Source organism: Paenibacillus sp. FSL M7-0656 (assembly GCF_038003225.1).
GTDB lineage: Bacteria > Bacillota > Bacilli > Paenibacillales > Paenibacillaceae > Paenibacillus > Paenibacillus amylolyticus.
On record NZ_JBBOOT010000001.1, the window covers coordinates 1,506,519 to 1,533,021 of the forward strand.

Below are 26,503 nucleotides of genomic sequence, written 5' to 3' on the forward strand. Positions count from 1 at the left end.
AAGGTTCTAATGAATTTTGGCTTCGTTGAGCAATTCACTTTTACGGAATAACTGTGGTGATACACCCACATATTGTTTAAAGGCCCTGCTAAAATATACAGGTGTGTTAAAACCTAGCGTCTCAGATATGGACAAAATCGGTGCATCCGTAGACAGCAACAATTTTTTGGCCTCTGCAACTCTTTTCCGTATAACATAGTTGCTTATGGTATATCCCGTCGTCTCTTTGAAAGAATGACAAATGTAGTATTTATTCAAATGGAGTGTTTTGGACAGTTCATCCAATGAAACATTCTCCGTGTAGTTCTGGTTTAAATAATGAAGAACCCGGCTTACGCTTGTTTGCTTCTGGGAAGAACATAAGATAGGATTGGCGGATTGCTCACTGGTTGTTTTCCGGTAAATCCGCAGTAGCAATTGGGTAAGACTTAATTTGACCATTGTTTTGTACCCTGTATTTCCTGCCCCCATCTCCTCCTTGATTCCCTTAAATATAGCTGTGATATACTCACGCTCCTCCGGAGGCCAATGCACCAATAACCCATTGGGATGACGGAATATGGACATCAGATTCTCCAACTGACTGACAGCAAGCATGTCCAAAAGCAATAATTCCGTGAAATTGACAAAACTTCGCTTGTACACCATTTCTCTTGAAGGATTGATTCGGTGGGGCACACCGCCTCTGAATATAAACATATCTCCAGGCAGCGGCTTATATATTCGGTCACCGATTAAAAAGGTTGCATCTCCTTGAATAAAATAATGTATCTCATACCCATTATGCGTATGAACAGGCCATTCATCCTGAAAATTATCTGCTTCTGATCGCACATAAACTTCATTTTCCTGCAAAGCAATATTCGTCGGGGTGTGTATGGTTAGCATCAGTAAGATCTCCCTTCCCAGAATATAAAAAGCAATATAGTTTAATAATTTACAATGATAGCGCTTTACAATGAATTGTATCACAGTTATTTCGATCTAATCTGAACTATATTGCTGTATTGTTGATCACAATTGTTGAAAATGATTAGAAAGGAATTTATAGGGATTTGAAAGATGAAAACAAAAAAAACCGCTGTCCAGCCCGTAGGCTATCACGCGGTCCATTAGCATTACCTTTCAAACCCATTCATCCCAATGGTTTTCAAGAAAAATGACTTCTTTCTCATAGTGGGCCAGATGCCCCTCTTCGACCATCTTCATAAAAGCGACATCTCCATCAGCCGCACGATCAGTCAGTGTTTTACACATGAAACGGATACGTGATATGACCCAATCCTTCAAATCTGCTGGAACACTCAGCCCGTACGTAGCCATGAATAAGGCAATCCGTTCTTTTCGAACAGTTCCGTGTGCCTGGCTGACGTATGGCATTACACCCTTTCCGTCCATCTCTGGTGAGAAATTTGCGAGTGGAACGGATGTATACAAGACATAGGCGATATCCCACATTCGCGGACCCGGACCCGCCATATCAAAATCAATAATGCCTTGAGGACGGCCATCCTTGTACACCACATTATACGGCGCAAAATCGTTATGACATACAACTTCATCTTCTGTTATGCCTGGATATCTGTTCGTTGAAACTGATGTTGTTGTAAATCCAACGGTCGCATCATGGTAACTTCTCAACAGTTTTGCGACTTCAATCAAAGATTCGTCTGACCACATATACTCTTCTAGATCAGGGTAGTCATTGCCTGGAACGATGCCTTTGAGGTAAGAGAGCGTTTCTCTCCCCTGTTCATCTATTCCCAGAAATAGAGGGGCATGATCATAACCAACTTTTTCGAGATGTAAAAGCAGTTCAACCACATATGGATTTGGTTTCACATGCCGGCGAACCGTCTCACCTATTCTGACGACCTGATTCACATTACCTCCCGATAACACTTCCTCCTGTTGGGCCACTTTCATCCCTCCTCAAGCTAAACTTCCTTGTTATACCCATGATTACGATTTTTCTTATAACTCCCGGGGAATCCCGCCACCAATAGTATGAATCCAACAAAAAACATGAAGTATACGAGTAAACCTGTTGGATGCTCGTTCATCTGAGCAAACTGGGGTACGTTCGTCCCTCCTGACGCATATCCTGCTTCTACTATAGCGACAGAAACTCGGATTGAAATTCTCTCCATCGTTGAAATAAACACACTGCCAAGCATGAGGACTACACCCAAAATCTTGTTAATATTATTCATTTCATGCCTCCTTGATTAACCATCCACTTTTTATTAGATTATGTTTACCTATTAATGTCTTTCGATTCTCTAGTCCATATTCCTGCATGTTATATTAACGGTCCGTTCCTATATCATTATATCAAATAGCGGCGTCATCACTGACGCCGCTGTTGACGCTCTCTGAATAAGTTACGTAGCTACCACTTGGTGCAGATCCATACTATTTTCGAAAAAGGCTGACCGTTCAACATAATACAGATCATACATCTGTTCATTCATATTAATTCGTTGATATACATCTGGATACACATCATTGGCTGACTTCACATAAGGCAGTTTTTGTACTGCTTTTCTGGATCTTATATTCTGCTTGCGAATCTTCATAAATACCGTTTCAATCCCATGTTCCAGAAATAATTCAACAAAAAAGGCTGATTTGGCTCTTTGGCTATACCCATTTCCAAAAAACGGTGATCCAATCCATGTGGCTAAAAAACCGGTTTGATGCTCGATATGATATAGATCAATGGTTCCAATAGGCTGCCCTGTTTCATTCAAAATCGTTCGGGAAATCACTGTCTTTTGCTCTTCTTCGACCATCAATTGTTTGGTCAGGAATAGATATTCTTCATACGATTGGCATTGATAACGAACGTAAGGAGAAACTGCAGGGTCCATCACTAAGCTGTACAGTGAAAGGCATTCCTGCAAATCACGTTTTTTTAACATTCTGTCTACCACCTAGTCCTTTTAGTTCGCTATATCAAGCAAATTAAGTATATAAAAGCTATTGTGGGATTTAATGAATTCTGTATGTGGCTTATGTAAAATGCATTGGTAAATGTTGTTCATCTTCATCTCCGGTAGCACAAAAAAACGGCATGTCCCTTTTACAGGAACACGCCGTTTACACGGATACAGCCAGACAGTAATTTATTGCATACCTTGCATGATGGCATTAATGATATTTTGCTGCGTCACGGTTTTGTTTGAACGGTTAAACAAGGCGAATCCATGTTGACCGTTATGCCCGTTATCCCAATAAACAGGAACCATTTTGTATTTCTTGGCTTTTGCTGTAACTGCTTTGGCGTAAGCAGCACGATAGACATTGTTGCTGGAATCATAGGACGTTTTATCAATGGAACCGAACTCACCAATCACTACGGGATAGCCCTGAGTCACAAATTTGTCGTACATGGACTTGAACTGCGATTCAAGATAATCCTCTTGGCCCCAAGTAGACTTTTTGGCAGGATTCGTAGAAGTTGCACCCCACTGTGTGATATTACCGTTTTCCTCACCTGCAAAATCCCACGGAGAGTAATAATGTGCCGAGATCATGATTCTCTTCTGCGAACTAGGAATAGCCGAGGATCTGTAATTATCTGTCGGAAGAGCAAAGCCATAATTACCAACAGTGTAGTCAATATTGGTATTCCAGCCTGGAATCAGCAACCATCTGGCATTGTTGTTACCTCCAGTCTGACGAACCGTATCCACGAAGATTTGATTGTATGCGTTCAGATTGGCGTAATAGGCCGAGTTTGGATTGCCATAGTTACCATCGAATACTTCGTTCATGGATTCGAAAATAAGACGGTCATTGTAGTTGCTAAACTTGGTGGCAATCTGCTGCCACACCTTCTTATATTTTTCCTTAATGGCAGTCTGATTGCCACCATTCACGAGTAGCCATCCACCCTGTACGGAATTAAACCCATCACCATGAATATTGATGATCACATACAGACCTTCATTGTACGCATAATCCACGACTTGCTGAATTCGATTCAGCCATGCCGCATTGATTGTATAATTGGGAGCGCTTCCAATGTTACTCAAATAGGAAACGGGAATACGAATGGATTTGAAGCCTGCCGCTTTTACCTTTTTAATTAACTCTGGAGTTACCGTAGGATTGCCCCAAGCTGTCTCATTCGGTGTACCGTTCACCGCTGCTTCCAGCTGATTGCCAAGATTCCATCCTGCACCCATCTCAGACACTATTTGCGAAGCGTCCGCTGCTGATGCTTTAGCGCTCCATCCCGTAAAGGCTACCGCAGCCACTAATACCAGTGCCAAGCTGCTGATGCCAAATTTCTTCCATTTTTTGAACATAACCATACCTCCGCTTATTCTATTATTTTTAACAAGCAGTGCAGTTAATCTATGCATACAGATTGAATGATTCGAGAATACGTGCCTCCTCTCTCTATCGATCAAACAAATGAATTCTTCGTCCAACACCAACATAATAACACATTTATGGAAAATAAAGCGATATATTTATTGTTTTTTGTGACTATTTACTACAAAATAATCCATCTATCCGTTTAAGTGGATTGCTTGGATTTGTTCTCTATCAAAATCAATAATCATAATGTGATCGCGCAAAATATGATCTCCGCAAGATATTGTTGCGCCGTAATCGGCTATACTGTTAAATGTGATATCCACACGATAGACTTCAATTTCATTAAACCAATTCTGATGTACTTTTTCCTGAAGTTCATTCTCATAATAATCTCGAAAGACAGTCTCACACGTTGAAAACCACTTAATGTAGTCTTCTATTTTATGAACAACTGAATCTAACGGTGTATTAGTAGACACATATATTCGAACGTCATTTAAATCCTCATCCTGTATGCAATGTTTAAATATTTGCACAGTATTTTGCAGAGTGTAACACCGGTAACTCTCATCACTCTCTTCTTCAAGCTCAATGAATTCATTTAACAATATGATCTTACTCCTCTCAATGCATATTAAAATAGCTCATTTAACCATTTTACGAATTTTTCTTTCTCCTCAAACTGTGGGTAATGCGCCGACTCGTTGAATACAATGAAGTCTTTGATCGGTGCATCCAATACGTCAAAATAATCACGTGCTGCATTTGCAGTGGTCATATAATCATATTTACCCGTTACAAAATAGGTAGGAATCTCCAGATGATCAACAATATCAGGTAAATTTTGATCAAATGCTTCCCTCAGTAAGATGTCTTGTGAACTGAACATCCCTGAATAAAAGCGAATCATATCCAGCCCATTATATTCGGGATTGAAAAGGAATCCTGAAATATAATCTCTATTCTCGTTGATTAGTCTGGCTGCACCACCGTACTTTTGCAACAAAATTCTAGGCGTAAGTTCCTTTCCTTGCTCGATCGAGTTGCGGATTAGCTCCAGTTTTTTAACATCATCTTCATTACCGGCTTGTTTCGCTTGCTCGTACGTGTACTCCAAACTTTCCAGTTCGCTCTGAAGTGTATTAGCCATCTGTCCAATGCCTATATAAGCGTGAAACTGAGTAGGTGCTTTAGCCGCAGCTTTCATCCCGATGTATGTACCAAATGAATGACCGATTAATATAACCTTCTCTTGACCTAACTCCTTAGATACATAATCCCTTAACGCTAACAAATCATCTACTAATACATCTGTTGTGAGATTCGAGTAATCTTCAAAAAAGTGATAGGACTTCCCACTCCCACGTTGATCGTAATGCACCACCGTGAAGTGTTGCTCAAGCTCTTTCTGATACTTCCTTACGTATGGAATCTCCGAGCATCCTGGCCCACCATGCACAAAAATCAGGATAGGGTTAGTCCGATCAACCCCCCTGATCATGACTTCATGTCCTGTACCGTTAATTTCGACCTGTTCTAACATGCTGATGCTGTTTTCACCTTTAATTTTGGGTGTCCATGTGGGAAATATCAGAGCTACTATAACTATTAAAATAATACTGAATATGCTGTACTTGAGTGTTTTACGTATTTTTTTGCGCATGTAATGCTCCTTAAATAATAAGTTTCATTTGTAATTCTACCAACGGTTCCTTTATCGTAACGGATACAACAATTCAACGGGTTCTATCATCAGCTCTTCTTGGAAGATGTAATTGTGATCGGCTCCAACGATACAGAGGATTCGTTTTCCTGGATGAGCTTCAATTGTATTTTTGACTCTTTGAATCATAATCTGATTACGGACCACCCAGCGAAAGTTCTGTGCCTTCGCGTTTACCTGATGCAACCATTCATATTTTTGTCTGGTTACACGATCGAACTCCTTTGAATTAAAAGGAATCTCGCCAAACTGATACGTCTCCATTTGCTCTGCAAACCAATGATCATCCCGTTGTTCAAGTTCTTTGCGTTCCACGTCCGAATAACCGTTGAATGGATCAAAAGCATTCCAGACATCCAATTCAAACCAGTCAATAGGGACAAATGGGATGTTATGCTCCTCGCATAAAGGGAAGACCAATTCCCAATACTCACTGGCTGGTTCTCCCCAGTATCCTCTATCATGTTTGTCCTTCAGATACCTCAACCAACTCTGCGGATGAACTTCACCACAAATGAGATCTGGTTTAAACTCAGTTATCACATTCTTGTAAAGGGAAAGAGAACAATGATATCGCTCCCTGAGTTCAGGATTATGAATGGTTCCGAGTATCCCAACCGTTGTCATGTGCCCAGCTCCTTTATCATATGTATATCGTTCGGCTCTTTGTCATAAAGTTCTTGATCAATCTCGCTTGCAATCTGACTGCCCTGACTTCTATAAAAGGATACCGCTGATTTCGTCTCTGTGGAGGAGATATACAGATACTGTGCACCACGTTTCTTAGCCTCTTCACCTAACTCGTTTAGAATACGTTTACCAATACCTTGTCTTCTGTACCCGCGTGAGACATACATCAAGTCAAATTGATTTCGTTCTTTTCCTCTATATTGATGTGCCAGCACACCAAATCCGATTAATTGATCGTGAGCAAACGCACCATATGCCATGCCACCTTGTTCTAATTCGTACACATATCGATTTTGAATCTCTTTCAAAAGCATCTCATCCCAGTTTGAGCATTCATGATTTTGTTCAAGTTCAACCAATCGGTTCTCTCTCATTTCATAAATGAGATCAATATGTTCCGAGCGATCTATTTCCTGCAGCTGATTCACATCATCAAGGGTCAACGTTCTATACGTTATCATGATTGTTGCATCTCTCCTTCCCCATGTTATTTCTAAGATCCTATGGCTTTATTGATCGAAGTCTGTATTTATCAAAGACCCTTTTATCGTACAAAATAGTGTATTCCTTGTTCTCTTCAATTAGTTTTGACATATCCATTGGAACGGCTATTGTTCTTTCAAGATTATTAAAATTAATTACAGTCATTTCATTTTCATTAATCTTTTGAACAGTAACTGCTTCAAAAATTGAAGTTCGAAAGGAATTCCATAACAAAATTAAAATCAATAAAAGTAATAGTGACCTGATGAGTCCCTTATTCTTATTCACTAGTTCTTTTCATCTCCTTTAGTTTCAAAACAGAGTTTCTCCAACTAAAACTAGCTTATTTTAATTTCAGGTAACTCATTCAAATGATTTATTTCGATAGTGTATTTCTTAAGCTTATGGTTCTCAAGTCCATCCCATCTGTCTGAGAAACGATAAAACATATCTCCGAAGTTCATGCCTTCAGGTAATACATCCACAAGCTTTATTTCATCGATTTCAGACTCCGGTAAGCTCTCCAGCAATTTAACCTCAGCATAAGAAACCATACCAAAGCTCCCATTCCATTCATATACACCATAAGGTATTAATTCGAAGTGTACTGCCCCTGTCTCTTCATAGAGTTCTCGACTTGCCGTGTGTAAAATGGTTTCCCCTATTTCTTTGTTGCCTCCTGGGATCTCCCAACCTCCTCTTTTCCTATTTTTTACAATGATGAATTTATTATTGTATTTAGCGATCATAACTGCAAATTTGATTAACTCCGGATCAAGTTCATCTAGATCAAACCAGTGGCTCATGTTATCTCTCCCATAAACAACTATTCTTTCAATATATAATTGTTAAACCATTGAAGTGGTAACAAGCTATCTTCGGATATAATCGTTGTGAATACCGCAACCAATCCTTGCTTTTGGTTAACAAAGATATATTGCCCTCTTCCTCCGCCCATACCCATAGCATAAAACGTTTTATTTTCAGCGTCTTCTTCCTTGATGCTTTTCATTATGCGCCAGTGGTAGCTATATAAGGGTTCGGAAGTAAGAGAAGGACTTACACTTCTAGCAATCCAGTCAGCAGAGATGAGTTGTTTAGAATTCCACTTCCCATTCTCAGCGTATAACATTCCAAACTTCAGCATATCTTCAATTTTCATTCGTAAACCAAAACCACCTATGGCAATCCCTTGTGTATCCTGATACCAATGAAAATCGTTAATACCTAGAGGTGCAAATAAGTTCTTTCTTGCAAATTCCGAAGTGTTCATACCAGTCGCCTTCTGCAATATGGCGCTAAGTATATGCGAACTCCCGCAACTATATTTCATTTGGATTCCAGGTTCGAATTCAATGGGTTGCTCAAGAACAAATTTCGTCCAATTCCTAGATGGGATCATCGCTTCATTCCCCGGATAGTGCAAGCCCGAGGACATCGTTAATAGATGCTTAATCGTAATCCCCTTTTTGCTGTCATCCACATCGTTAAAATAATTCACAATTGGGGTATCCTCATTCTCAATGTAACCCTGTTGTATAGCTATTCCCACCAATGCGGAGAGCACACTTTTTGTAATTGAATTCACTTTATGTTGTTTTTCTTTCGTTTTTCGATTCCGATAAAATTCATATTGAATTGCGTTTTCTCGGTATATCATGCAGCTCTCCGCTTTATTTCGTTTTATCTCTCTTTCGAGATCATTAAATTCAGTGATATGTAACCCTCCCTTGTGGCTCGCATACTTTCCGCCATCCTTTTGTTTCTCCATAAAAATTCATCATTCGTTAAATCCAATACTATGTTAGGTACTCGTCTTATAATCTTTTCTTCATAAAATATTGAATGATTCCATCAGGATACTCATCAATTAATCCAAACACTTCATAGCCCATTTTTTGATAGAATTTCGGTGATTGATATGAAAATGTGCTTGTGTGTGCAAGCTTACATCCTAATTCAGAAGCCATGCTTTCTGCTTGCATGATTAAAGACTTCCCATATCCTTTCTTTCTGTGTTCCTCATCTATCCAAAAATTATCAATATATAATGTTTCACAATATGTAGCACAGAAGATCCCACCAACTGCCTTACCTGTCTTGTCCCGTAAAAAAAGATTTATTGTCTTTCCAGGCTTCTTTAATAACCCATTTGTTTCAGAGACGTTATAGTTATATAAGTTATTACAAACGTTTTTGTAGTCTTCTTCATGATCATCAAATGCGATTTGTAATTCTTCTTCATGATTCATACGATTCATTGTTTAAGTCCCCTCATTTAGAAAGTCATCACATGTAATCTTTACACTATTCAAATTTCTTATTTTATTTCCAACCTGTAGATCACTTCATCATCTGAATTGGTTCTGTTCTCACTAATGAAGGACATGCTCTTATACAAATTCTGTGCTATTTCGTTATCACGTTCAACCGTTAATGAAATAACCTTGCACAACGGATGCCGTTTTGTAATGTAATCTAGAATGGCTCTTATAGCGCGCTTTCCCATTCCTTTGCCTTGATAGGATTGATCGATTTGAAAACCACCAATCCAGTAATTATCTGTACTATCGGGAGTGTAACTCAGATAAAAGAAACCAAATACCTCCCCATCAATCTCAAGTACGTAAGGATCAAATGCTTCATCCCACGGTTTTATATAGGCGTAAGCGATCCCCTCAATAACAGATGGAACTAATGAGACTTGGTGTTCATACAAAGAGATCTTCAGCGCCTCTTCCCAATTCTCTCGGGTGACTGGTTGTATTTTTATATTCACCACTGCATCTCCTCTTTCGACAATCCTTGTTTGATTCTAACGTTCTTTTCAATCTCACTTACAACCACTTCCAAATGATGTTCAATCAACTGTATCACTTGTTTTTTATTCTTCGTGATTGTTGCAGTCTTATGGTTTTTGTTAATTGTACATATAACTTCTTTTATATTATATTGATGGTTCCATTTCACAATCATCTTGCATAAGTTCTTGAATGACTGCTTGTAATTCCACGGTTGCAAACCCATTCTGGACAATACAAACCTTTTTATAATCCGATAATCTCTAATGAAAACATTTGGAGCTAATACAAAAATCAAATCCGCTTCCTGGATGGACGCTATTGTCCAATCTTTGCACTGTACTCCTTCTATGATCCAAGTTTCGGAACTGACAATAGATTGGAGGGATTCATCCCTAACATGTTCAGGATATCTCAGATTTTCGGCACTTCTGTCCCAGATGAGATTGTCTAATTCATAAGAAGGAACACCGTATTGATCCGACAATTCTTGGGCTAATGTTGATTTCCCACTACCGCAAGATCCAATAATTCGGATTCTCATACATATTCTTTCTTCAAAATTGCATAGATGACATTATCAACAAATCGATTTTTCCAATAAAAATGTTCTTTCAATATGCCTTCTTCACTGAACCCAATTCTCTCAAGCAACTTTCTTGATCCCGCGTTCTCTGGCTCTACAAATGCTTCAATTCTGTTTAATTCAAGGTTCTTGAATCCATATTCAACGATTTTCTGAGTTACCTCGGTCATATAACCCTGTCGCCAAAACTCCGGTGCTAACTCATATCCCATCACAGCTTTATGATGTTGTTTCATCCAACCATGAAATCCGCATGTTCCAATAATTCTATTGTCCGATTTCAAAGCAATTCCCCAGCGGATGACCTGACCATTTTCGAATCGTTCAGTCCATCTTTGTATGAGTTCTTCTGCTTGTTTTATAGTTGTAAAACTTTCTAAATCGTAGAATCTTGTAACTTCATCTGAAGAAAAATATTGAAATATGTCTTGGGAATCACTCTGTTTAATCTCTCTTAACAGCAATCTTTTGGTTTCTAGCTCAGGAAATGGAGTCATATTCACTTCACCTCAATCGAGTATACTGCTACATTTTTCCCTATTATGTCTACATCCTTCTCGTGTTTCATGCCATTCTTTTGCGCGACTTTCATAGAACCCACATTGCCATGTTGAATTAACGATATTAATCTTTTCTGCTTCAAGTGATCCATACCATATTCTTTCCACGCTTTTGCTTGTTCATATCCGTAACCCATTCCCCAGTATTGCTCTATAACCCAGTAACCAACTTCAAGCTCATCAGTGCCTTCAATGATTTGAGGAATCAGACCAGAGGTTCCAATTAACTTGTTATCCTCTTTGTTAAATGCGAGTAACAGCCCTTTATCGTCTTTATTCCAGTTGATGAACTTTTCCAGGCTTTGCATGGTTTCTTCCTTCGTCCAGGGTCCTCCATGTCTAATAAATTTCATCATATTTGGCTCACGTGTCATCTCAAAAAGTAAATCGAAATCATTTTTAGTATATTTCCGAAATATAAGTCGTTCTGTCTCCATTTTTCTCTCAACTCCTTCTTCATTCATAAAGATGTAATCGTATTCATACACATTCAAATATCATGGGGGAAACGGACTAGAGTGTGTCTTCAAACTCAGGCAAGTAAACGATGATGGGTGCCAGCTTACCGTCCGAAAATCCCTAAAGTTCAGGGTGGCTGATGCTGGCGAATGGCCATGCGATTTTCTAAGGAACACAGGACATCTTATTCGGCCTTCAGGTCCTCTTTTAAAATTGTAAGGAACATGAGACATCTTATTTCTCAAAATCATCTGACAAAAACGCTACAAAAGGCTATTTTTTCTGGTATAGCGTGTCTCAGATTCCTTAGTTTTCGGAGGGCGTTTCAAATTCCTCAATAAGACGTGTCAGGTTCGTTAGCGTTAACACCTAACACCTAAACTCAACGCTATGCTAATGCATATCAACGTATGCATGGGATGGTCTATCAAACCTTAGCAGTTAATCCCATGTTCCTTTATCACCAGACCGATAGTTTTGTCCTCGTATCATTATCATCCGTTAAATATTCGAGAGATTCAAATCCCTGTCTATTTATATGATTATATAATTCCTCGACTTTCTCTAGATCTTTACAATAAACCGTGACGTAGGTACTATCGATTACAAAAAGAACCATCTGACAGTCACTCTCCACATAATCTTCATAGGTGATAATATCTGTTATTTGTGTGCCTTTTGGAAATGCTTTTAAATTCGCAAATATTAAATAATACTCGTTGTTATCAATAATCTTCTGTAATTCTTCTCCATTCATACCCATAATCACATCCGGAAAAAGATCATCCCCTAACGTATCATCAACAACGAAATAGGACTCCTCCTCACCAATAAACCAATCGAAATTAGATACTTCCATTGGTTTTAAAATCTCCCCAAGAAAGCGACCATAGGCATTTGGTATTTCAAAACGTATTCCTCTGTTCATCTGTTCACCCTCTTATCATTTTCAATTCGAAGCATAATAACAGTACAGTTATTTCAATCGATACTTCTCATTATTTATAATTCCACTTACTATTTCAGGTAATTGTGCTTCTGTAAAATGATTAGTATACAGCTTGTTATCTACTTTCAGGTCCGGATGATTTTCAAACTCATCCAGCAGAATTATACTTCTTTCTTTCATTTGATATTCTTCTGCTCTTAGACGGTCTCTACGAATAATGGTTTGACGATCAACCATGAGTACAACATAGATTATGCGAACATGATAGTCTGCCAATTCTGTCATTAATCCATCAATGTCTTCCGGAAGGGCCACATAGTCCAGAACAACATCGTATTTATAATCCAATAAGTTTTTCACTAGACTAGATATATTTTTCCAAGTTAAGTCGTTTGTATCCTTATCAAACCAGGGTTTACCTCGCCCTTTGACCGGAAAGTGACTAACCGCATCTCCAGAAATGTAGGCACTTTTATCTAAAGTCTGAACCAGCAGCTTGGAAGTTGTAGATTTCCCTACTCCAGGGGGGCCAGATATAATATATAGGTTTCTACTCATTTCGTATTCTCCTTACAATATCTTTTGGAAACTTCCAATATCCAGTTTTCTATCGAATTTATATCCAATCTCTTTAAACAGAGCACATTGTTCATAACCATTTCTCTCAAATAATGATTTACTTCTTGTATTCTCCATGCAAATCGTCGCAATTAAGGTATGGAATCCTTGTTCTTTTGCAATCTTCTCAATAAAACGTAGTGCTTGTTTCCCCAAGCCTTTTCCCAAAATATCGGGCTTCAAATATATGGTGACTTCACCGCAAATGTCATATGCCTGTTTACTCTTATATTGGGTGATCAGAACATAACCCATCATTTGATTGTTTTCAAGAATTACATAAGTTTTATACCGCGTATCCTTGTTCATCACAGAGGATTTAATCTGATCAATATCTAATTCCTCCGTATGAAACGAAATCGTTGTATTCATTACATAATAGTTATAAATCTCTCTAATTTCAGGGAGGTGCTGTTCGGTTACCTCTTCAAAAGTCACAGTCGTCAATTAGGTTCCATCCTCTTCTGTTCATGTCTTCATCATATGTATGAAATACCGCGTCTAGATTTAATTCACCGTAAATATGAGGATATTCCCTGCCTTCATTATACAGATCTTCCCATATAGCTTCTGACTTTATTTTAGAATCCCATTAATCAACGCGGCTTCCCTCTCTTTTCTTAAGAGTACATGTACAATCATCATCCTAAAATCCTCCTTAATAAAAAATGATAATTATTTGGATAGGATCTTCCTCAATATGAGTTCTATGATTTCACTAGTCTCCAGATGATCGGTAATAATGCGAGTTTGAAATTTTTCATCTTTGAAAGCTTCAACACACTTTGGTGCTTGTTGATACTGCCAGCCTCCATATTCATCTCCACGTTTAGCCAAACGATGATAAATCGTCTCTTCTGTAGCCGTAAGGCAAAAATGATGAATGTCCTGATCGATCTCTTTCAACCCGTTATAGATGTAATTAAAGTTTTCCTCTTTATAGATGGTCATGGGGATAATTAAGTGTCTGTTGTATTTCTGCTTTACTTCTTTAGCCGTCTTTACGGTTAGAATTTTCCATAAATCGATATCTTGAAAATCATCCGTACGTTCCCTTTCCTCTCTACAATTCTCCGGAAGAAGTTTTCTGAGCATATAACCTATTTCTTCAGGATCGTAGATCATGCTATTGGCAATTAAGGGCTGAAGTGCTTCAGCTGCAGAAGTTTTTCCCGAACCAAACGCTCCGTTAATCATGATGATCATTTGATGATTTCACTCCCATTCAATGAAACTTTTCAATAGAAACCAGATTCTTCACATACAATTTCATCCATTATAAATGTTTTCCTTCCACTTTTGTGTTACAAAATGGAAAAAAAATATAATTAAATCCCATTGGGTCAACCCAACGGGATTTAATTATAGTGCATTATGTTTCAATCAACCTAAGCTTGTTAATGTATTTCCAAGTAATCGATATATATGTCCCATGTCCCGTCATCGGCTGTTACAACCAACTCAATGACCTGATTTCCCGTCCCATGACTGATATTATTCAGGGTATAAACCGCTGGAGCGCTTCCGCCAAAGTAAAAGGTTCCCTTCGTCTGTCCGCCAATCTTCAAATCAACTCTAGCCATGTTGGCATTGTTTGAAGCTCCACGAAGCGAGAAATTATGAGTGCTCGTTGCAAAATTCTGAGTGTATTTAACCAAATCATTGTTGGCATAAAGGACCACACCATTGAAAGGAGAACTGATATTGCCGGTGTATTGTCCACCTTTGGTCATGTTCTCAGCTTCCACTTTTGTTCCGTTACTCGGGGGATTAGTAGTGCTATTATCGGGTGCGACTGCCCGACCGGTAGTTGATGAGATCATCCCGGAGCAAAGGCCGCGATTCTTCAGATTTTGTGCAATCTGCGGAATGGCCTGAAGTGTCGTCTGGTACTGATCATGCATTAGTATAACGTCACCACTTTTCATCGTATTCACAGCTGCTACAATCTGGGTTGCGCTGGCACCATTCCAGTCTTGGGAATCTACGTTCCACAGTACTTCCTTCAGACCGTTTTGGCTCACAACGGATTTCAAGGTCGCATTTGTCGCACCGTAAGGAGGTCTGAACAGTTTAGGTGAACTTCCGGTAATAGACTGGATCGTCTGTTGTGTCCGAGTAATCTCTGACGACATCTGAGAACTGTTCAATGTAGTCATGTTTGGATGTGTATAGGAATGATTGCCAATCCACATACCAGCTGCTACTTGTGCAGAAACCAGAGATTTATTATTTTGTGCATTTTGTCCAACATTGAACATCGTTGCCCGTAAGCCAGCCTGCTTCAACGCGTTAAGCATGTTTGTTGTATTTCCAGATGGGCCATCATCAAACGTCAGACCTACATAACCATTCGGACAACTTGCATCTGCAGCACGAGCATCAGGCACCCCCGGAATAGAAAACAAGGTACCGAAAAGTGCGAGAGATATTACCGCCTTTGCCAGCTTAACTTTGAACATAAAATTACCTCCTCATAATATATTCACAGCATACTACCTTCTACACTCCCTCTCTTTATCGAACTCTCACCCCTCGAAAAAAGCGCTTTCAAAAGTATGTAATCCGCTACGTCCTTTCTCATAGAGAAGAGCTTTTAGTTCAAGGTGAGTTCAGTATAAACGATACCTCCATTTAAAGTAAATTGAATTTCATCCAAAATGTTCTAATTTTTCACATGTTCTAGAATCGCCTGTTGTACATCTCCCGTCCAGCACTCTCCTGTGTAAAAATGTCCTCCGGAGGCACCATGCGCTTCGGGAGTGTACGCCCTGCAATAATTTCTTTTGTAGCCTGCATAAGCTGAGGACCAAGCAGCGGGTTACATTCCACCACAGCGTTGATTTTCCCACTCGCCAGAATTTCAAGTGCTTTGCGGGAGCCGTCCACCGAGACAATGATAATGTCCTCTCCCGGCTTCAGCCCAACTTCTTCTATCGCTTGTATAGCGCCAAAAGCCATTTCATCATTATGGGCAAAAAGAACCTGCGGCCGTTCGTCTTCCGGGACCTGAAGGAATTCTTTCATGACTTGTTTCCCATTGTCCTCCGTAAAATCGGCAGGAGCACTTTGTGAGAAGATGATATCTGCTCTGGTTTCGAAAATGCTTCTAAATCCCTCGCCACGCTGGATAGAGGGTGTAGAACCACTCGTGCCTTGCAGTTCGGCAATCCGTAACAAACCCGGATGATTTCGCATCCGATCCTGAATGTACTTCCCAGCCTTCACACCTTCCTCATAAAAGTCCGATCCAATCGTTGTCACAAAAAGTGAAGTGTCTTTGACATCAACTGACCGGTCTACGATGATCACGGGTATACTTGCATCCCTGGCCTCCTGAAGAATACCATCCCAGCCCGATTCCACGACAGGTGCAATGGCAATGACATCCACCTTTTGCCTGATGAACGACCGAACAGCCTCGAACTGTTTCGTCTGAGACTGTTCTGCATTTTTTATTACAAGGGAGATTCCCGATTCAGCCGCAGCATTGCGAATAGACGTGGAGTTTGCCAGACGCCAGGCACTCTCTCTGCCCAGTTGTGAAAAACCTAAGACAATCGGTTTCGTAGAGATATCCCTTGCTACCGCTGATTCCATCCATTCCTCAACGGAGGGAAGAGTTTCTAAGTTGTTAGACGAGATGGGAGGAGGAACAGATTCAGACTCAGGGGTTGTGCAGCCGACAAGCAGCAGTAGAATGAACAAACACAACCAGTTCACATGTCTTCTCACTCACGTATCCCCCATCTCCATGTTACGCTCAGCATTCACCAATGCAGAGCGCATATTGTTATATCATTGTTTCGGTATCCGTGTTCAATATCATTTAATTCGATCAACTTAATGCAGTGATTTCGAGGATACTCGCCGCCCGCTAAGAAGTCGCTGGAACAAAATAAAAACAAACAGCATCAGGCCAATCACAATCTTGGTCCACCATGAGCTGAGCGTACCTTCGAAGCTAATTATAGTTTGGATAGCCCCCTGGATCAATACACCAATAAAGGTTCCCGCTACATACCCCACACCACCGGTTAACAAGGTGCCTCCTATCACAACAGCCGCGATGGTATCGAGTTCAAGACCCATGGCGTGTAATCCATAACCGGATAACATATAGAAGGTAAAGACAACACCGGCAAGCGCGGAGCACAAACCGCTGAACGTGTACACCAGGATTTTGGTACGTGCAACCGGCAGTCCCATGAGCAACGCGGATTGCTCGCTTCCGCCGATGGCGTAAACGTTGCGCCCAAACCGGGTGTAATGTGCCAGGTAGATCGCGAGTAGTACAATGACCAGAGCAATAATCACATTAATGGAGACAAAGCTGCCCCCTGGCAGAGAAATCTTCGCCTGCGCAACCTGTGTGTAAAATGGATTCGTAATGGTAATGGTGTCGAGACTGATGACATAACACAGCCCCCGCGCCAAAAACATGCCTGCCAGTGTCACGATGAAAGGCTGAATTTTAAAATAGTGGATGATCGCCCCCATGACTGTGCCAAACAACGCACCCATGACAAGCACCATAGGTATAACGATCGCAGGCGACCATCCTTGCTTCTCGACCAGACTTGCGCTAATGATGGTCGTCAGCGCAATGACAGATCCTACCGACAGGTCGATTCCTCCCGATACAATCACAAAAGTCATGCCAATTGCCGTGATAATCAGAAATGCGTTATCAATGAGAAGATTAAGCAGTACCTGAGTGGAGAAGAACCCCGTATAGCGGAAAGAGCCTATGGCAAACATCACGGCCAGCAAACCGAAGGTGACAAAGACCGGGAGATACTTACGATTAAGAAACATGGCGGTTAACCCCCTGTTCGGCTGGAAACTTCCGTTTTTTCCAACGGATCACCATGGAATTGCGGAATGAATCGGATTGAATCAAACAAACGGCCAGTACAACAAAGGCTTTGACAACCAGCGTAACTTCTGGCGGGACTCCAATCATATAGATCGTCGTTGTTAAGGTTTGGATAATGAGTGCTCCAACGACGGTACCCATTAGATAGAAACGACCACCATTGAGCGAAGTACCCCCGATGACTACAGCAAGAATGGCATCAAGTTCATACCACAGACCTGCGTTATTGCCATCCGCACTGGATACATTCGAGCTGAGAATAAGCCCGGCAATGCCGGCACACAGACCACAGAAGACATATACCGTGAGAATAACCGTTTTTGAACGAATGCCTGCCAGTTGGCTCGCGTTTGCGTTACTTCCAACCGATTCGATAAACAGTCCCAGTGCCGTTTTTCTCGTCAACAATGAGGCAACTAGCAGCACAGTTAATACGATGAAGATGGAAAAAGGCAATGCTGCAAGCGAACCTGCCCCGATATAGGCGTAGTTCGCGTTGGATACAGTAATAATCTGTCCACTCGTAATCAATTGCGCAATCCCACGTCCGGCTACCATCAGTATAAGCGTTGCAATGATGGGCTGGATTCGGGCAACCGAAACCAGCGCCCCGTTCCATATGCCCAAGATCAGTGAGAGACCTATAGATAATCCAAGTGCACCCAACACAAGCCAGAGCGAACTCTGATCCACTCCTCTGCTGATGCTCATACAAGCCACGGCACCGGAGATCGCTACAATAGAGCCCACGGACAAATCGATACCTCCGGTTGCAATCACCAGTGTCATGCCGATCGATACCAGAATTAAGGGCGCTCCAAAATTGAGAATATCAATCAAGCTGCCATACAGATTCCCTTCACGCATGACGAGGGAGAAGAAATCCGGAGAGTACAGCAAATTAAAGATTAAAAGTAAACCAAGCATACATAACGGCCAAAACAAATGATGTTTACGCATCTTGCCCGCCATCTCTTTAACCTCCTGCCATTGCTTTCATGATTTGCTGTTGATGGATCTGATCCCCGCTAAGTTCTTGCACTTTTTTGCGGTCCCGGATTACGGCAATCCGGTGGCTGACACGAATCACTTCTTCCAGCTCGGACGAAATGAACAGCACGGCCATTCCCTGCTTCGACAGAGAGAGCACCAGCTTCTGTATCTCAGTCTTTGCACCGATATCAATTCCACGCGTAGGTTCATCGAGAATCAACAGATCGGGGTTCATCAGCAACCACCGTGCAAGCAACACCTTTTGCTGATTACCGCCGCTCAGATTTTTAATTAAATGCTCCGGGTTTTTCGGATGGATATTTAACAGGTTGATGTACTTTTCGGCGATCTCATCCTGTTTCTTGCGTGAGATGGGTTTGGACCAGCCTCGTGTCGCTTGTAAAGCCAGAATAATGTTCTCCCGAATGGTCAAATCATCGATTATGCCTTCGGTTTTACGGTTCTCGGAGCAAAAAGCAATATTCTGATCAATTGCATGACGCGGAGACTTGACCGTACTTCCTGTATCTACAACGAGCAGCTTGCCTTCATCTGAACGATCTGCACCAAAGAAAAGGCGAGCAATCTCAGTACGACCAGACCCCAATAATCCAGCCAAGCCAACGACTTCTCCTTTGCGAATGTCCAGATCAAATGGCTCAATTGCTCCTTTGCGTCCAAGTGCCTTAGCGGTAATTAACATTTCTCCCGACTCCGCCTGGGCAGCATCTGCTTCCTTCGGAAGCTCCTCAAGCACCTCAAGCTCCTTGCCGATCATCTTGAGCACCAGTTCCATGCGTGGAAGTTCTGCGGCTATGTACTCTCCTTCCAATTCCCCGTTACGGAGCACCGTTAGACGATCCGACATTTCGTATACCTGATCAAGAAAATGAGTAACAAAAAGAATTGCGAGACCTTCACTCTTTAATTTGTGCATAATACGAAACAGTTGCTGAACCTCGTTTTTGTCCAGACTGGATGTGGGTTCATCCAATATGAGCACTTTTGCCGAGATGCTGAGTGCTCTTGCAATTGCAATCAGTTGTTGCATCGCGACCGAGTAGGTCTGTAAAGGAGCCTTAACGTCGATGGACAGATGTAATCTGTCTCGCAGAATGTTCTCCGCATCTTTGTTCATTTGCTTCCAATTGATTTTGCCAAATCGCATCGGCTCCCGCCCGATGAAAATATTCTCAGCGACCGTTAAGTTCGGACAAAGATTGACCTCTTGATAAACGGTACTGATTCCCGCCTTTTGCGCTTCAAGCGGACCGGAGATCGAAAGATGCCGGTTATCCATGGTTACCGTTCCTTCATCAATGGAATAAACGCCAGTCAGAACTTTAATAAGCGTCGACTTCCCCGCTCCATTCTCACCCATCAAGGCATGAATCTCGCCCGGAAACAAGCGAAAGTTGACGCTGGATAGCGCTTTAACCCCGGGAAATTGTTTGGTGATGCCTGTCATTTGCAAAATGGGTGCTTGCTCGGCCATATAACCCTCTCCTTTGTTATGGAAAAAAGTCATTTAGCGACAGCCTGGTCGAAAAATGACTTTTCGGTGTTATACGAATCTGCTTTTAATATTCACGTGTTGGCAATGCTTCTTTGGCTTGCTCCGATGTGAAGGTCGTCTCATCCGTAACGATTCGGGGTTCGATGTCTTTCCCGTCCACTACCGATTGAACCGCTTCCATTAATTGAGGTCCTAACAACGGATTACATTCAACAATAAAGTTGATTTTGCCATCAGCAGCAGCCTGCATACCATCCTTCACGGCATCCACAGAGATAATGGTAATATCTACGCCTGGTTTCAATCCTGCCGCTTCAATGGCCTGAATTGCCCCAAGTGCCATATCGTCATTATGTGCATAGAGAACATCTATTTTTTTATGTGCTTTGAGGAAAGCTTGCATGACTTCTTTGCCTTTGGCACGTGTAAAGTCACCCGATTGTGAAGCAATCACTTTAAGCTTCGAATTGGAAGCAATCAATTCCATAAAGCCCTCTTGACGGTCATTCGCTGGTGCAGAGCCTGTTGTACCCTGCAGCTCAACGATATTGATCTCGTCTTGTGTGTCCTTGTATTGGTCACTAAGCCACTGACCTGCTTTGCGTCCTTCTTCTACAAAGTCGGAGCCAATAAAGGTTTTGTAGAGGGTTTTATCCGGCGAATCCACAGCACGGTCCGTCAAAATCACGGGAATTCCTGCATCCTTCGCTTCCTTCAATACGGTATCCCAACCGGATTCTACAACAGGGGAAAAAGCAATGACCGTCACCTTCTGTTGTATGAAGGATCGCAAAGCTTTGATTTGATTTTCCTGCTTCTGCTGCGCATCGGAGAATTTCAAATCATAACCCGCTTCTTTGGCTGAATCCTGAATCGACTTGGTATTCGCCGAACGCCAGCCACTCTCCGCACCAACCTGCGAAAAACCAAGCGTAATTGTTTTGGCGCTGGCAGGTGTACTGCCATTCCCACTCGTTGAAGTTTCATTATCGGAGCCTGCTCCTCCATTGGTACTGCTACATGCCGTGCTGACCAGCATCACCATAGCCAATGTTATGGCAAGTCCCCACTTTTTTTTGGTTCGCATGTTGTGATCCTCCCTTTTTTCGTTTCACCTTGTGGTGTGACCACATTATAGAACGCTTTCATTCCGAGCTTATATGGAGTCTCATACTTTATTTATGTAATAATTTAGTAATTTCAAAAAATGGAGTTTAAAAAGTGTAATTTCTTTGTTTAATTGTGTAGTATTTAGCGATTCTCTTACATATTAGAAAATCATGTTATACTAATGATACATTTTTGATCCCTTCAGATGGAGTGGAATACGTTGAAACTCATTCAATGGATTGCTTCAAGCCTCAGGCTTAAATTACTCAGCATGTTTATCATCCTCAGTTCAGTACCACTGATCGTGGTTGGATTGATTTCTTACCACAAATCCTATACGGTCGTATCCAATCATAACAAGGCCTCGACACAGCTGGTTGCCGACCAGCTTGCCAGGAACATTGACATCTTGTTTGAGGATACGGAACGGCTGCTCGAACTGGGCAAGAACCCGCAAGTGCTTCAATACTTGTATTCTCAATCGGAGTCCTACCCGGAAGCCAAAGCCATCCTTCAGACATACAATCTTTATCGGGAAACCTACAAGTATGACAAGGTACTTAATATCTCATTCGTGAATTTTTATGGAAAAGGCATAAGTGAACGAAAAGGCGTGTTCAAGCTGGAACGAAATCCGCTGCGTAACCCGTACTTCAAGTATCTGATACAGTATCCGGATGCCATTCTGCGCATCCCTCATTCTGCATCCTATGCCGAATATAACAGGCTGGATGGGTTTGCTTACCCTAAACAGAATGCGCTTTCAATTATAACCACGGTCAAAGAGCGAATTACGCATGAGGTCATCGGGTTCATCGTGATTGATTTGAATGACTCATTCATTGATGATTTTTTGACGAATACCCCCATTAAGGATTCCGGTTTTTTCTATATTAGTGATCAATACGGAAATACACTCTTCAGGCCGGATGTCACCCCGGCATCCATAACCATGATGGATCAGATCCGATCGGTCCCTTTACATCTACAGCACGACAGCTTTATCCTGTCTGCAGGATCCAAACCCCAGTTTGTTGTATACAGCACCTCAAAACAGACCGGATGGAAAATGATCGGGGTAGCTCCTTATCAGGAAATCATTGCAGAGGCCAATAGCATTCGCCAATTGATCATCATTACCGTTTTGTTAAGTGCTTTCTTTGCGATATCGTTATATTTTTTCCTGAATAATCGACTGATTCTTCCCATTCGGATTCTGATGAACAAGATGCGTAAAGCTGCAAACGGTTACTTAGAAGCCAAAGTCACACCACACGGCTCGGACGAAATTGCTGATCTGGGCAAAAGTTTCAATGTGATGCTGGATAATCTCAAAACACTAATCGAAAAGAGCATTCGAGAGAATGAACAGGTAAAAATAGCTGAACTACGTACGCTGCAAGCTCAGATCAACCCTCATTTCCTGTATAACACGTTGGAATCAATTCTATGGATGGCTGAAGCAGAGAAAAAAGAAAATGTAATCAAACTTGTGCAAGCCCTCTCGAAGTTCTTTCGTTTGAGTCTGAACAAAGGATTCGACTGGGTATCCATTCAAACCGAGCTTGAACATGCGCGGAGTTACTTGGTTATTCAACAGATGAGGTACCACGATATTCTCACCTACGAGATCAGCGTTGATCGTGAGCTTCAGGATTATCCCATTTTGAAAATGACGCTGCAGCCCCTGATTGAAAACGCGCTCTACCATGGGATCAAGAACAAACGCGGTCAAGGGCTAATATCCATACACGGATATGTAGAGGACAATAGCATCATTCTCACCGTACAAGACAACGGAATTGGCATGTCTGCGGATCGATTGGCACAATTACGTGAAGAGCTGGAGAAGCCGGCCGGTTCCCGTTCACCCCAAGATGACGAGCAGGAAGGCGGATTTGGTCTGCTCAATGTACATCACCGGATTCGACTCTATTTCGGACCAGCTTATGGCGTTGAAATGGAAAGTACCTATATGGAAGGCAGCACATTTATGATTCGTATCCCCAAAAGCAAGGAGGTTAACCGTTGAAAAAGGTGATGATCGTGGATGACGAAATTGGAATTCGGGAGAATATACGGAGTTGCATCGATTGGGAAAAGGAAGGTTTTCACTATTGTGGGGATGCACCCGACGGCGAGCTTGCGTTACCTTTAATTCATGAATGGGTTCCGGATATTCTGATTACGGATATCAAAATGCCATTTATGAACGGATTGGAACTGACCTCCATCGTTCGCACTCAACAACCTGATATCAAAATCATTATCATGAGCGGTCATGATGAATTCAGCTATGCCCAGGAGGCTATCCGACTTGGTGTGACCGAGTACTGTCTAAAGCCCATTAGTGCAGCAGAGCTAATCCAAATGCTTCATAAGGTCAGCAAACAAATGGATGAAGAACATCAACGCATGACAAACCGAACGATCACCAAAGAAAAACTGCTGGCCGATCTGTGCGGAGGACTCATCGGTACAACCGATGCGATTGAATCAGCCAAACAACTCTCACTTCCACTCTCGGCCCGGTATTATACAATTGTCATTATCGACGTTCGATTAACAGATGACTCCCGGGACCCGGAATCCCTGATGAAGAAGCTGCTTCCCATACTGGAGGAAACTCGTGATCCCCACGTCGAACTTCTTCCTTATATTCGAAGCCGGACCGAGTTGGTGCTTCTGCTCAAGTATCACTCCGATGACAGCATATCCGTATATCTGGGGCAGCTTCGCGGGCGGGTTCGTATGGAACTTGAGCATACGTTCAAATGTAATATTATTCTGGGCATTGGCAGTCAACAGGAGCGGCTGCAAGGAATTCATGTCTCGTATCTGGAAGCGGAGGAGGATAAATATATTAATCGACTCACCCTTCAGAACAGAGCTTCTCTACATGACATTAACCTGGATGAGCAAACGACTCTTTTTCTCGACAGGAATTCGTTTCTTGAATTTCTCAAAATCGGCAGCCCCAATCTGCGTGACCATTTTGTGCAAGAGTTTGCCACTCCATTACAGTCCTTCGACTGGAAGTCCTCCTCGTATGGCTTCTATCTGTTGAATGATCTTACGCTGGAGTCGTTTCGGCTCGCGAATCAGTTGTTCCGCATGAGTGACCATTCGGATGAGAACATTACTTCCCTGCAACAGACGATTCGGAAGATTACGTGCTGGGAGGATTGTACCCAATATCTGTGTTCCCTGCTTAACCTGTTATGGCAGAGAAGAGCAGCGTGCTCTGGAAAATACAGTGATGTCATTGATCAGGTGAAAGCCTATGTATCCCGTGAATACAATAACGAACAGGTCTCGTTGAAGATGATTTCTGCACACGTCAGAATCAGTCCAAGTCATCTAAGCAAGATTTTCAGTCAGGAAACTGGTCAAACGATAACGGAGTATCTAACCCAGATTCGAATCGGCAAAGCCAAGGAGCTGCTTAAAACAACCAACAACAAAACCTTTGAGATTGCTTACAAAGTTGGTTACAATGACTCTCACTATTTTTCTAATATATTCAAGAAAACAACCGGTTTTACGCCAAGAGAATACCGAACTCAAGGAACCGAGGAATCGCAGGCCAGACCATCAGATATGAGAAAAGAGTCAATGTATGAATAAAGCCAGATTTGCACTTTTACTTACACTAAGCCTTCTGTTCCCGATGATCGTTTCATCCGGTTCGGCACACATTCGCCCACAGCAGATGGCTGCAATACTTCCTGCGACTTCACCTGTAGAGAAATCTGCAGCGAGCAAAACTTTCGGTATTATTTATCCAATGACGTATCCAACCTATGAGATGATCACGAAGGATGCAACGGAGTATGCAGGGAAACACAATATTACATTAATTGTAAACGCACCTGATGAAGCCAATACCGAACAACAGATCCGTATCATGGAGAATATGATCAAACAGCATGTGGACGGGATAGCTATATCTCCCGTGGATGCTGCTGCACTTACACCCGTTATTGATGCAGCCCAAGCTGCGGGTATTCCTGTCATTACATTTGAGTCAGATGTCCCATCCAGTCATCGAATCGCTTATGTGGGCGCCGATAACTATCGCACTGGCCAGCAGTTCGCGATGACGACTACAAGACTTCTGCATAATCAAGGCATGATTCTTGTCGAGAATGGTTTGGAGGAGATGCAAGGTTTGCAGCAGCGGCTTAATGGATTCATTGATTATATCCGCAGTGAAACAGACATCGAAATCTTGGAAGTTCGTTATCATCAAGGGAATGAAGATCAAGCCATGTCCGATATGGAGAACATGATTCAGGCTCACCCTCACTTCAATGCAATTATCGGGCTCGATTTTGTTTCTGTCTCTGCTTCTACCCTGATCTGGAAAGCAAAAGGCCTTAACCGGCATTTAATCGCGTTCGGTGATAGCCCGACTAGTGAAAACGGGTTGCTCAACGGTCAATTGTCTGCCGTTATTTCGCAGAATGAAGGAGTCTGGGGTGCCAAAATGATGGAGACCCTGTTACTCGCTAGCGACAGTGTGCCTGTGAAGGAATTTATTGATACGGGGATCATTGAAATAAATCAGAAAGAAAGCAATTAAGGGGATGTCCGCCTGTCATTCTGATGACAGGCGGACATCCCCTTTTAATTTTCGTACACGTAGTTATTTCTACCCTTTACGGTTTAGCTTCATAATGATCCGATCCAGGATGAACCCCACTCCGCCCCAAAACATCAAATGGAACAAGTATATTAACGGCCTGAACAATGAGTTCGTCTCTGGATTTGTATTTATCTTGGTCAACCAGTCATTCAGCAA

30 protein-coding genes are annotated in these 26,503 nt (G+C 41.8%); 3 read left to right on the top strand and 27 right to left on the bottom strand.

Going from position 1 to position 26,503, the window contains the following annotated elements:
* Positions 1-6: 6 nt before the first annotated feature.
* The 27 genes from MHI01_RS06275 to MHI01_RS06405 form a co-directional block, all read right to left on the bottom strand.
* Entirely contained in the window at positions 7-888 is an 882-nt protein-coding gene (locus MHI01_RS06275) for an AraC family transcriptional regulator (RefSeq protein WP_036609061.1), read from the bottom strand.
* 237 nt (positions 889-1,125) lie between these two features.
* Entirely contained in the window at positions 1,126-1,920 is a 795-nt protein-coding gene (locus tag MHI01_RS06280; protein WP_445744897.1) for a phosphotransferase, read from the bottom strand.
* A 17-nt stretch (positions 1,921-1,937) separates the two neighbouring features.
* The gene (locus MHI01_RS06285; protein ID WP_036609065.1) at positions 1,938-2,213 is read right to left on the bottom strand and encodes a hypothetical protein; all 276 of its coding nucleotides are present in this window, start codon (positions 2,211-2,213) and stop codon (positions 1,938-1,940) included.
* A 171-nt stretch (positions 2,214-2,384) separates the two neighbouring features.
* Positions 2,385-2,924: a GNAT family N-acetyltransferase gene (locus tag MHI01_RS06290; protein WP_340982777.1), complete on the bottom strand. Its 540-nt coding sequence runs from the start codon at positions 2,922-2,924 to the stop codon at positions 2,385-2,387.
* 204 nt (positions 2,925-3,128) lie between these two features.
* Complete coding sequence (locus MHI01_RS06295; RefSeq protein ID WP_036609069.1) at positions 3,129-4,316, bottom strand: glycoside hydrolase family 5 protein; 1,188 nt, start codon at positions 4,314-4,316, stop codon at positions 3,129-3,131.
* A 207-nt stretch (positions 4,317-4,523) separates the two neighbouring features.
* Positions 4,524-4,940 (bottom strand): hypothetical protein, encoded by a 417-nt coding sequence (locus MHI01_RS06300; RefSeq protein ID WP_340982778.1) that lies wholly within the window; start codon positions 4,938-4,940, stop codon positions 4,524-4,526.
* 26 nt (positions 4,941-4,966) lie between these two features.
* Positions 4,967-5,995, bottom strand: coding sequence for an alpha/beta fold hydrolase (locus tag MHI01_RS06305; protein WP_340982779.1), 1,029 nt, complete (start codon positions 5,993-5,995; stop codon positions 4,967-4,969).
* 51 nt (positions 5,996-6,046) lie between these two features.
* Positions 6,047-6,682 carry a hypothetical protein gene (locus MHI01_RS06310; protein WP_047842592.1) on the bottom strand — a complete coding sequence of 212 codons (636 nt, stop codon included), beginning with the start codon at positions 6,680-6,682 and terminating at the stop codon, positions 6,047-6,049.
* A complete protein-coding gene (locus MHI01_RS06315) occupies positions 6,679-7,206 on the bottom strand; it encodes a GNAT family N-acetyltransferase (protein ID WP_340982780.1) in 528 nt (175 codons plus the stop codon). The genes MHI01_RS06310 and MHI01_RS06315 overlap by 4 nt, the downstream gene beginning before the upstream one ends.
* Positions 7,207-7,566: 360 nt before the next feature.
* Positions 7,567-8,034, bottom strand: coding sequence for an NUDIX domain-containing protein (locus tag MHI01_RS06320; RefSeq protein WP_340982781.1), 468 nt, complete (start codon positions 8,032-8,034; stop codon positions 7,567-7,569).
* A 20-nt stretch (positions 8,035-8,054) separates the two neighbouring features.
* Positions 8,055-8,999, bottom strand: a complete 945-nt coding sequence (locus MHI01_RS06325; protein ID WP_257467760.1) for a serine hydrolase domain-containing protein — start codon at positions 8,997-8,999, stop codon at positions 8,055-8,057.
* 46 nt (positions 9,000-9,045) lie between these two features.
* The gene (locus MHI01_RS06330; RefSeq protein ID WP_101313462.1) at positions 9,046-9,489 is read right to left on the bottom strand and encodes a GNAT family N-acetyltransferase; all 444 of its coding nucleotides are present in this window, start codon (positions 9,487-9,489) and stop codon (positions 9,046-9,048) included.
* Between the two features lie 59 nt (positions 9,490-9,548).
* Positions 9,549-10,007, bottom strand: coding sequence for a GNAT family N-acetyltransferase (locus tag MHI01_RS06335; protein WP_340982782.1), 459 nt, complete (start codon positions 10,005-10,007; stop codon positions 9,549-9,551).
* On the bottom strand, positions 10,004-10,573 hold the full coding sequence (locus MHI01_RS06340) for a hypothetical protein (RefSeq protein ID WP_340982783.1): 570 nt from the start codon (positions 10,571-10,573) through the stop codon (positions 10,004-10,006). The genes MHI01_RS06335 and MHI01_RS06340 overlap by 4 nt, the downstream gene beginning before the upstream one ends.
* Entirely contained in the window at positions 10,570-11,112 is a 543-nt protein-coding gene (locus tag MHI01_RS06345) for a GNAT family N-acetyltransferase (RefSeq protein ID WP_127546102.1), read from the bottom strand. The genes MHI01_RS06340 and MHI01_RS06345 overlap by 4 nt, the downstream gene beginning before the upstream one ends.
* Before the next feature lie 2 nt (positions 11,113-11,114).
* Complete coding sequence (locus MHI01_RS06350; protein WP_340982784.1) at positions 11,115-11,639, bottom strand: GNAT family N-acetyltransferase; 525 nt, start codon at positions 11,637-11,639, stop codon at positions 11,115-11,117.
* Between the two features lie 455 nt (positions 11,640-12,094).
* Positions 12,095-12,562: a DUF2691 family protein gene (locus tag MHI01_RS06355; RefSeq protein WP_340982785.1), complete on the bottom strand. Its 468-nt coding sequence runs from the start codon at positions 12,560-12,562 to the stop codon at positions 12,095-12,097.
* 48 nt (positions 12,563-12,610) lie between these two features.
* A complete protein-coding gene (locus MHI01_RS06360; RefSeq protein ID WP_340982786.1) occupies positions 12,611-13,141 on the bottom strand; it encodes an AAA family ATPase in 531 nt (176 codons plus the stop codon).
* A gap of 12 nt (positions 13,142-13,153) precedes the next feature.
* A complete protein-coding gene (locus tag MHI01_RS06365; RefSeq protein ID WP_340984832.1) occupies positions 13,154-13,639 on the bottom strand; it encodes a GNAT family N-acetyltransferase in 486 nt (161 codons plus the stop codon).
* Positions 13,629-13,781, bottom strand: coding sequence for a DUF952 domain-containing protein (locus MHI01_RS06370; RefSeq protein ID WP_340984833.1), 153 nt, complete (start codon positions 13,779-13,781; stop codon positions 13,629-13,631). Before MHI01_RS06370 ends, MHI01_RS06365 begins: the two co-directional genes overlap by 11 nt.
* Positions 13,782-13,876: 95 nt before the next feature.
* On the bottom strand, positions 13,877-14,398 hold the full coding sequence (locus MHI01_RS06375; RefSeq protein ID WP_340982787.1) for an AAA family ATPase: 522 nt from the start codon (positions 14,396-14,398) through the stop codon (positions 13,877-13,879).
* Between the two features lie 200 nt (positions 14,399-14,598).
* A complete protein-coding gene (locus MHI01_RS06380) occupies positions 14,599-15,663 on the bottom strand; it encodes a polysaccharide deacetylase family protein (protein WP_127546090.1) in 1,065 nt (354 codons plus the stop codon).
* 220 nt (positions 15,664-15,883) lie between these two features.
* Positions 15,884-16,936, bottom strand: a complete 1,053-nt coding sequence (locus MHI01_RS06385) for an ABC transporter substrate-binding protein (protein ID WP_340982788.1) — start codon at positions 16,934-16,936, stop codon at positions 15,884-15,886.
* A 108-nt stretch (positions 16,937-17,044) separates the two neighbouring features.
* Positions 17,045-18,019 (bottom strand): galactofuranose ABC transporter, permease protein YjfF, encoded by a 975-nt coding sequence (gene yjfF / locus MHI01_RS06390; protein WP_017689006.1) that lies wholly within the window; start codon positions 18,017-18,019, stop codon positions 17,045-17,047.
* Positions 18,009-19,052: an ABC transporter permease gene (locus tag MHI01_RS06395; RefSeq protein ID WP_083657362.1), complete on the bottom strand. Its 1,044-nt coding sequence runs from the start codon at positions 19,050-19,052 to the stop codon at positions 18,009-18,011. Before MHI01_RS06395 ends, yjfF begins: the two co-directional genes overlap by 11 nt.
* Positions 19,053-19,056: 4 nt before the next feature.
* Complete coding sequence (locus MHI01_RS06400) at positions 19,057-20,568, bottom strand: sugar ABC transporter ATP-binding protein (protein ID WP_340982789.1); 1,512 nt, start codon at positions 20,566-20,568, stop codon at positions 19,057-19,059.
* Between the two features lie 85 nt (positions 20,569-20,653).
* Positions 20,654-21,676, bottom strand: coding sequence for an ABC transporter substrate-binding protein (locus MHI01_RS06405; RefSeq protein ID WP_017689009.1), 1,023 nt, complete (start codon positions 21,674-21,676; stop codon positions 20,654-20,656).
* Positions 21,677-21,919: 243 nt separating this feature from the next.
* On the opposite strand from MHI01_RS06405, the gene MHI01_RS06410 reads away from it, so the two are divergent.
* From MHI01_RS06410 to MHI01_RS06420, 3 genes are read left to right on the top strand one after another with little or no spacing between them, the layout of a single operon-like run.
* Positions 21,920-23,731: a sensor histidine kinase gene (locus MHI01_RS06410; RefSeq protein ID WP_340982790.1), complete on the top strand. Its 1,812-nt coding sequence runs from the start codon at positions 21,920-21,922 to the stop codon at positions 23,729-23,731.
* Between the two features lie 5 nt (positions 23,732-23,736).
* Positions 23,737-25,326 (top strand): response regulator, encoded by a 1,590-nt coding sequence (locus MHI01_RS06415; protein ID WP_340984835.1) that lies wholly within the window; start codon positions 23,737-23,739, stop codon positions 25,324-25,326.
* On the top strand, positions 25,319-26,284 hold the full coding sequence (locus MHI01_RS06420; RefSeq protein WP_076326773.1) for a sugar ABC transporter substrate-binding protein: 966 nt from the start codon (positions 25,319-25,321) through the stop codon (positions 26,282-26,284). The genes MHI01_RS06415 and MHI01_RS06420 overlap by 8 nt, the downstream gene beginning before the upstream one ends.
* The last annotated feature ends 219 nt before the right edge of the window (positions 26,285-26,503 follow it).

What these genes read in the sequence shown, in the direction of transcription:
- MHI01_RS06275 (WP_036609061.1), bottom strand. Translation starts at nt 888, where the DNA reads ATGCTAACCATACACACCCCGACGAATATTGCTTTGCAGGAAAATGAA.
- MHI01_RS06330 (WP_101313462.1), bottom strand. Translation starts at nt 9,489, where the DNA reads ATGAATCGTATGAATCATGAAGAAGAATTACAAATCGCATTTGATGAT.
- MHI01_RS06360 (WP_340982786.1), bottom strand. Translation starts at nt 13,141, where the DNA reads ATGAGTAGAAACCTATATATTATATCTGGCCCCCCTGGAGTAGGGAAA.
- MHI01_RS06310 (WP_047842592.1), bottom strand. Translation starts at nt 6,682, where the DNA reads ATGACAACGGTTGGGATACTCGGAACCATTCATAATCCTGAACTCAGG.
- MHI01_RS06375 (WP_340982787.1), bottom strand. Translation starts at nt 14,398, where the DNA reads ATGATTAACGGAGCGTTTGGTTCGGGAAAAACTTCTGCAGCTGAAGCA.
- MHI01_RS06340 (WP_340982783.1), bottom strand. Translation starts at nt 10,573, where the DNA reads ATGAGAATCCGAATTATTGGATCTTGCGGTAGTGGGAAATCAACATTA.
- MHI01_RS06400 (WP_340982789.1), bottom strand. Translation starts at nt 20,568, where the DNA reads ATGGCCGAGCAAGCACCCATTTTGCAAATGACAGGCATCACCAAACAA.
- MHI01_RS06315 (WP_340982780.1), bottom strand. Translation starts at nt 7,206, where the DNA reads ATGATAACGTATAGAACGTTGACCCTTGATGATGTGAATCAGCTGCAG.
- MHI01_RS06285 (WP_036609065.1), bottom strand. Translation starts at nt 2,213, where the DNA reads ATGAATAATATTAACAAGATTTTGGGTGTAGTCCTCATGCTTGGCAGT.
- MHI01_RS06405 (WP_017689009.1), bottom strand. Translation starts at nt 21,676, where the DNA reads ATGCGAACCAAAAAAAAGTGGGGACTTGCCATAACATTGGCTATGGTG.
- MHI01_RS06295 (WP_036609069.1), bottom strand. Translation starts at nt 4,316, where the DNA reads ATGTTCAAAAAATGGAAGAAATTTGGCATCAGCAGCTTGGCACTGGTA.
- MHI01_RS06290 (WP_340982777.1), bottom strand. Translation starts at nt 2,924, where the DNA reads ATGTTAAAAAAACGTGATTTGCAGGAATGCCTTTCACTGTACAGCTTA.
- MHI01_RS06395 (WP_083657362.1), bottom strand. Translation starts at nt 19,052, where the DNA reads ATGGCGGGCAAGATGCGTAAACATCATTTGTTTTGGCCGTTATGTATG.
- MHI01_RS06420 (WP_076326773.1), top strand. Translation starts at nt 25,319, where the DNA reads ATGAATAAAGCCAGATTTGCACTTTTACTTACACTAAGCCTTCTGTTC.
- MHI01_RS06320 (WP_340982781.1), bottom strand. Translation starts at nt 8,034, where the DNA reads ATGAGCCACTGGTTTGATCTAGATGAACTTGATCCGGAGTTAATCAAA.
- yjfF (WP_017689006.1), bottom strand. Translation starts at nt 18,019, where the DNA reads ATGTTTCTTAATCGTAAGTATCTCCCGGTCTTTGTCACCTTCGGTTTG.
- MHI01_RS06350 (WP_340982784.1), bottom strand. Translation starts at nt 11,639, where the DNA reads ATGAATGAAGAAGGAGTTGAGAGAAAAATGGAGACAGAACGACTTATA.
- MHI01_RS06380 (WP_127546090.1), bottom strand. Translation starts at nt 15,663, where the DNA reads ATGTTCAAAGTTAAGCTGGCAAAGGCGGTAATATCTCTCGCACTTTTC.
- MHI01_RS06305 (WP_340982779.1), bottom strand. Translation starts at nt 5,995, where the DNA reads ATGCGCAAAAAAATACGTAAAACACTCAAGTACAGCATATTCAGTATT.
- MHI01_RS06325 (WP_257467760.1), bottom strand. Translation starts at nt 8,999, where the DNA reads ATGGAGAAACAAAAGGATGGCGGAAAGTATGCGAGCCACAAGGGAGGG.
- MHI01_RS06355 (WP_340982785.1), bottom strand. Translation starts at nt 12,562, where the DNA reads ATGAACAGAGGAATACGTTTTGAAATACCAAATGCCTATGGTCGCTTT.
- MHI01_RS06345 (WP_127546102.1), bottom strand. Translation starts at nt 11,112, where the DNA reads ATGACTCCATTTCCTGAGCTAGAAACCAAAAGATTGCTGTTAAGAGAG.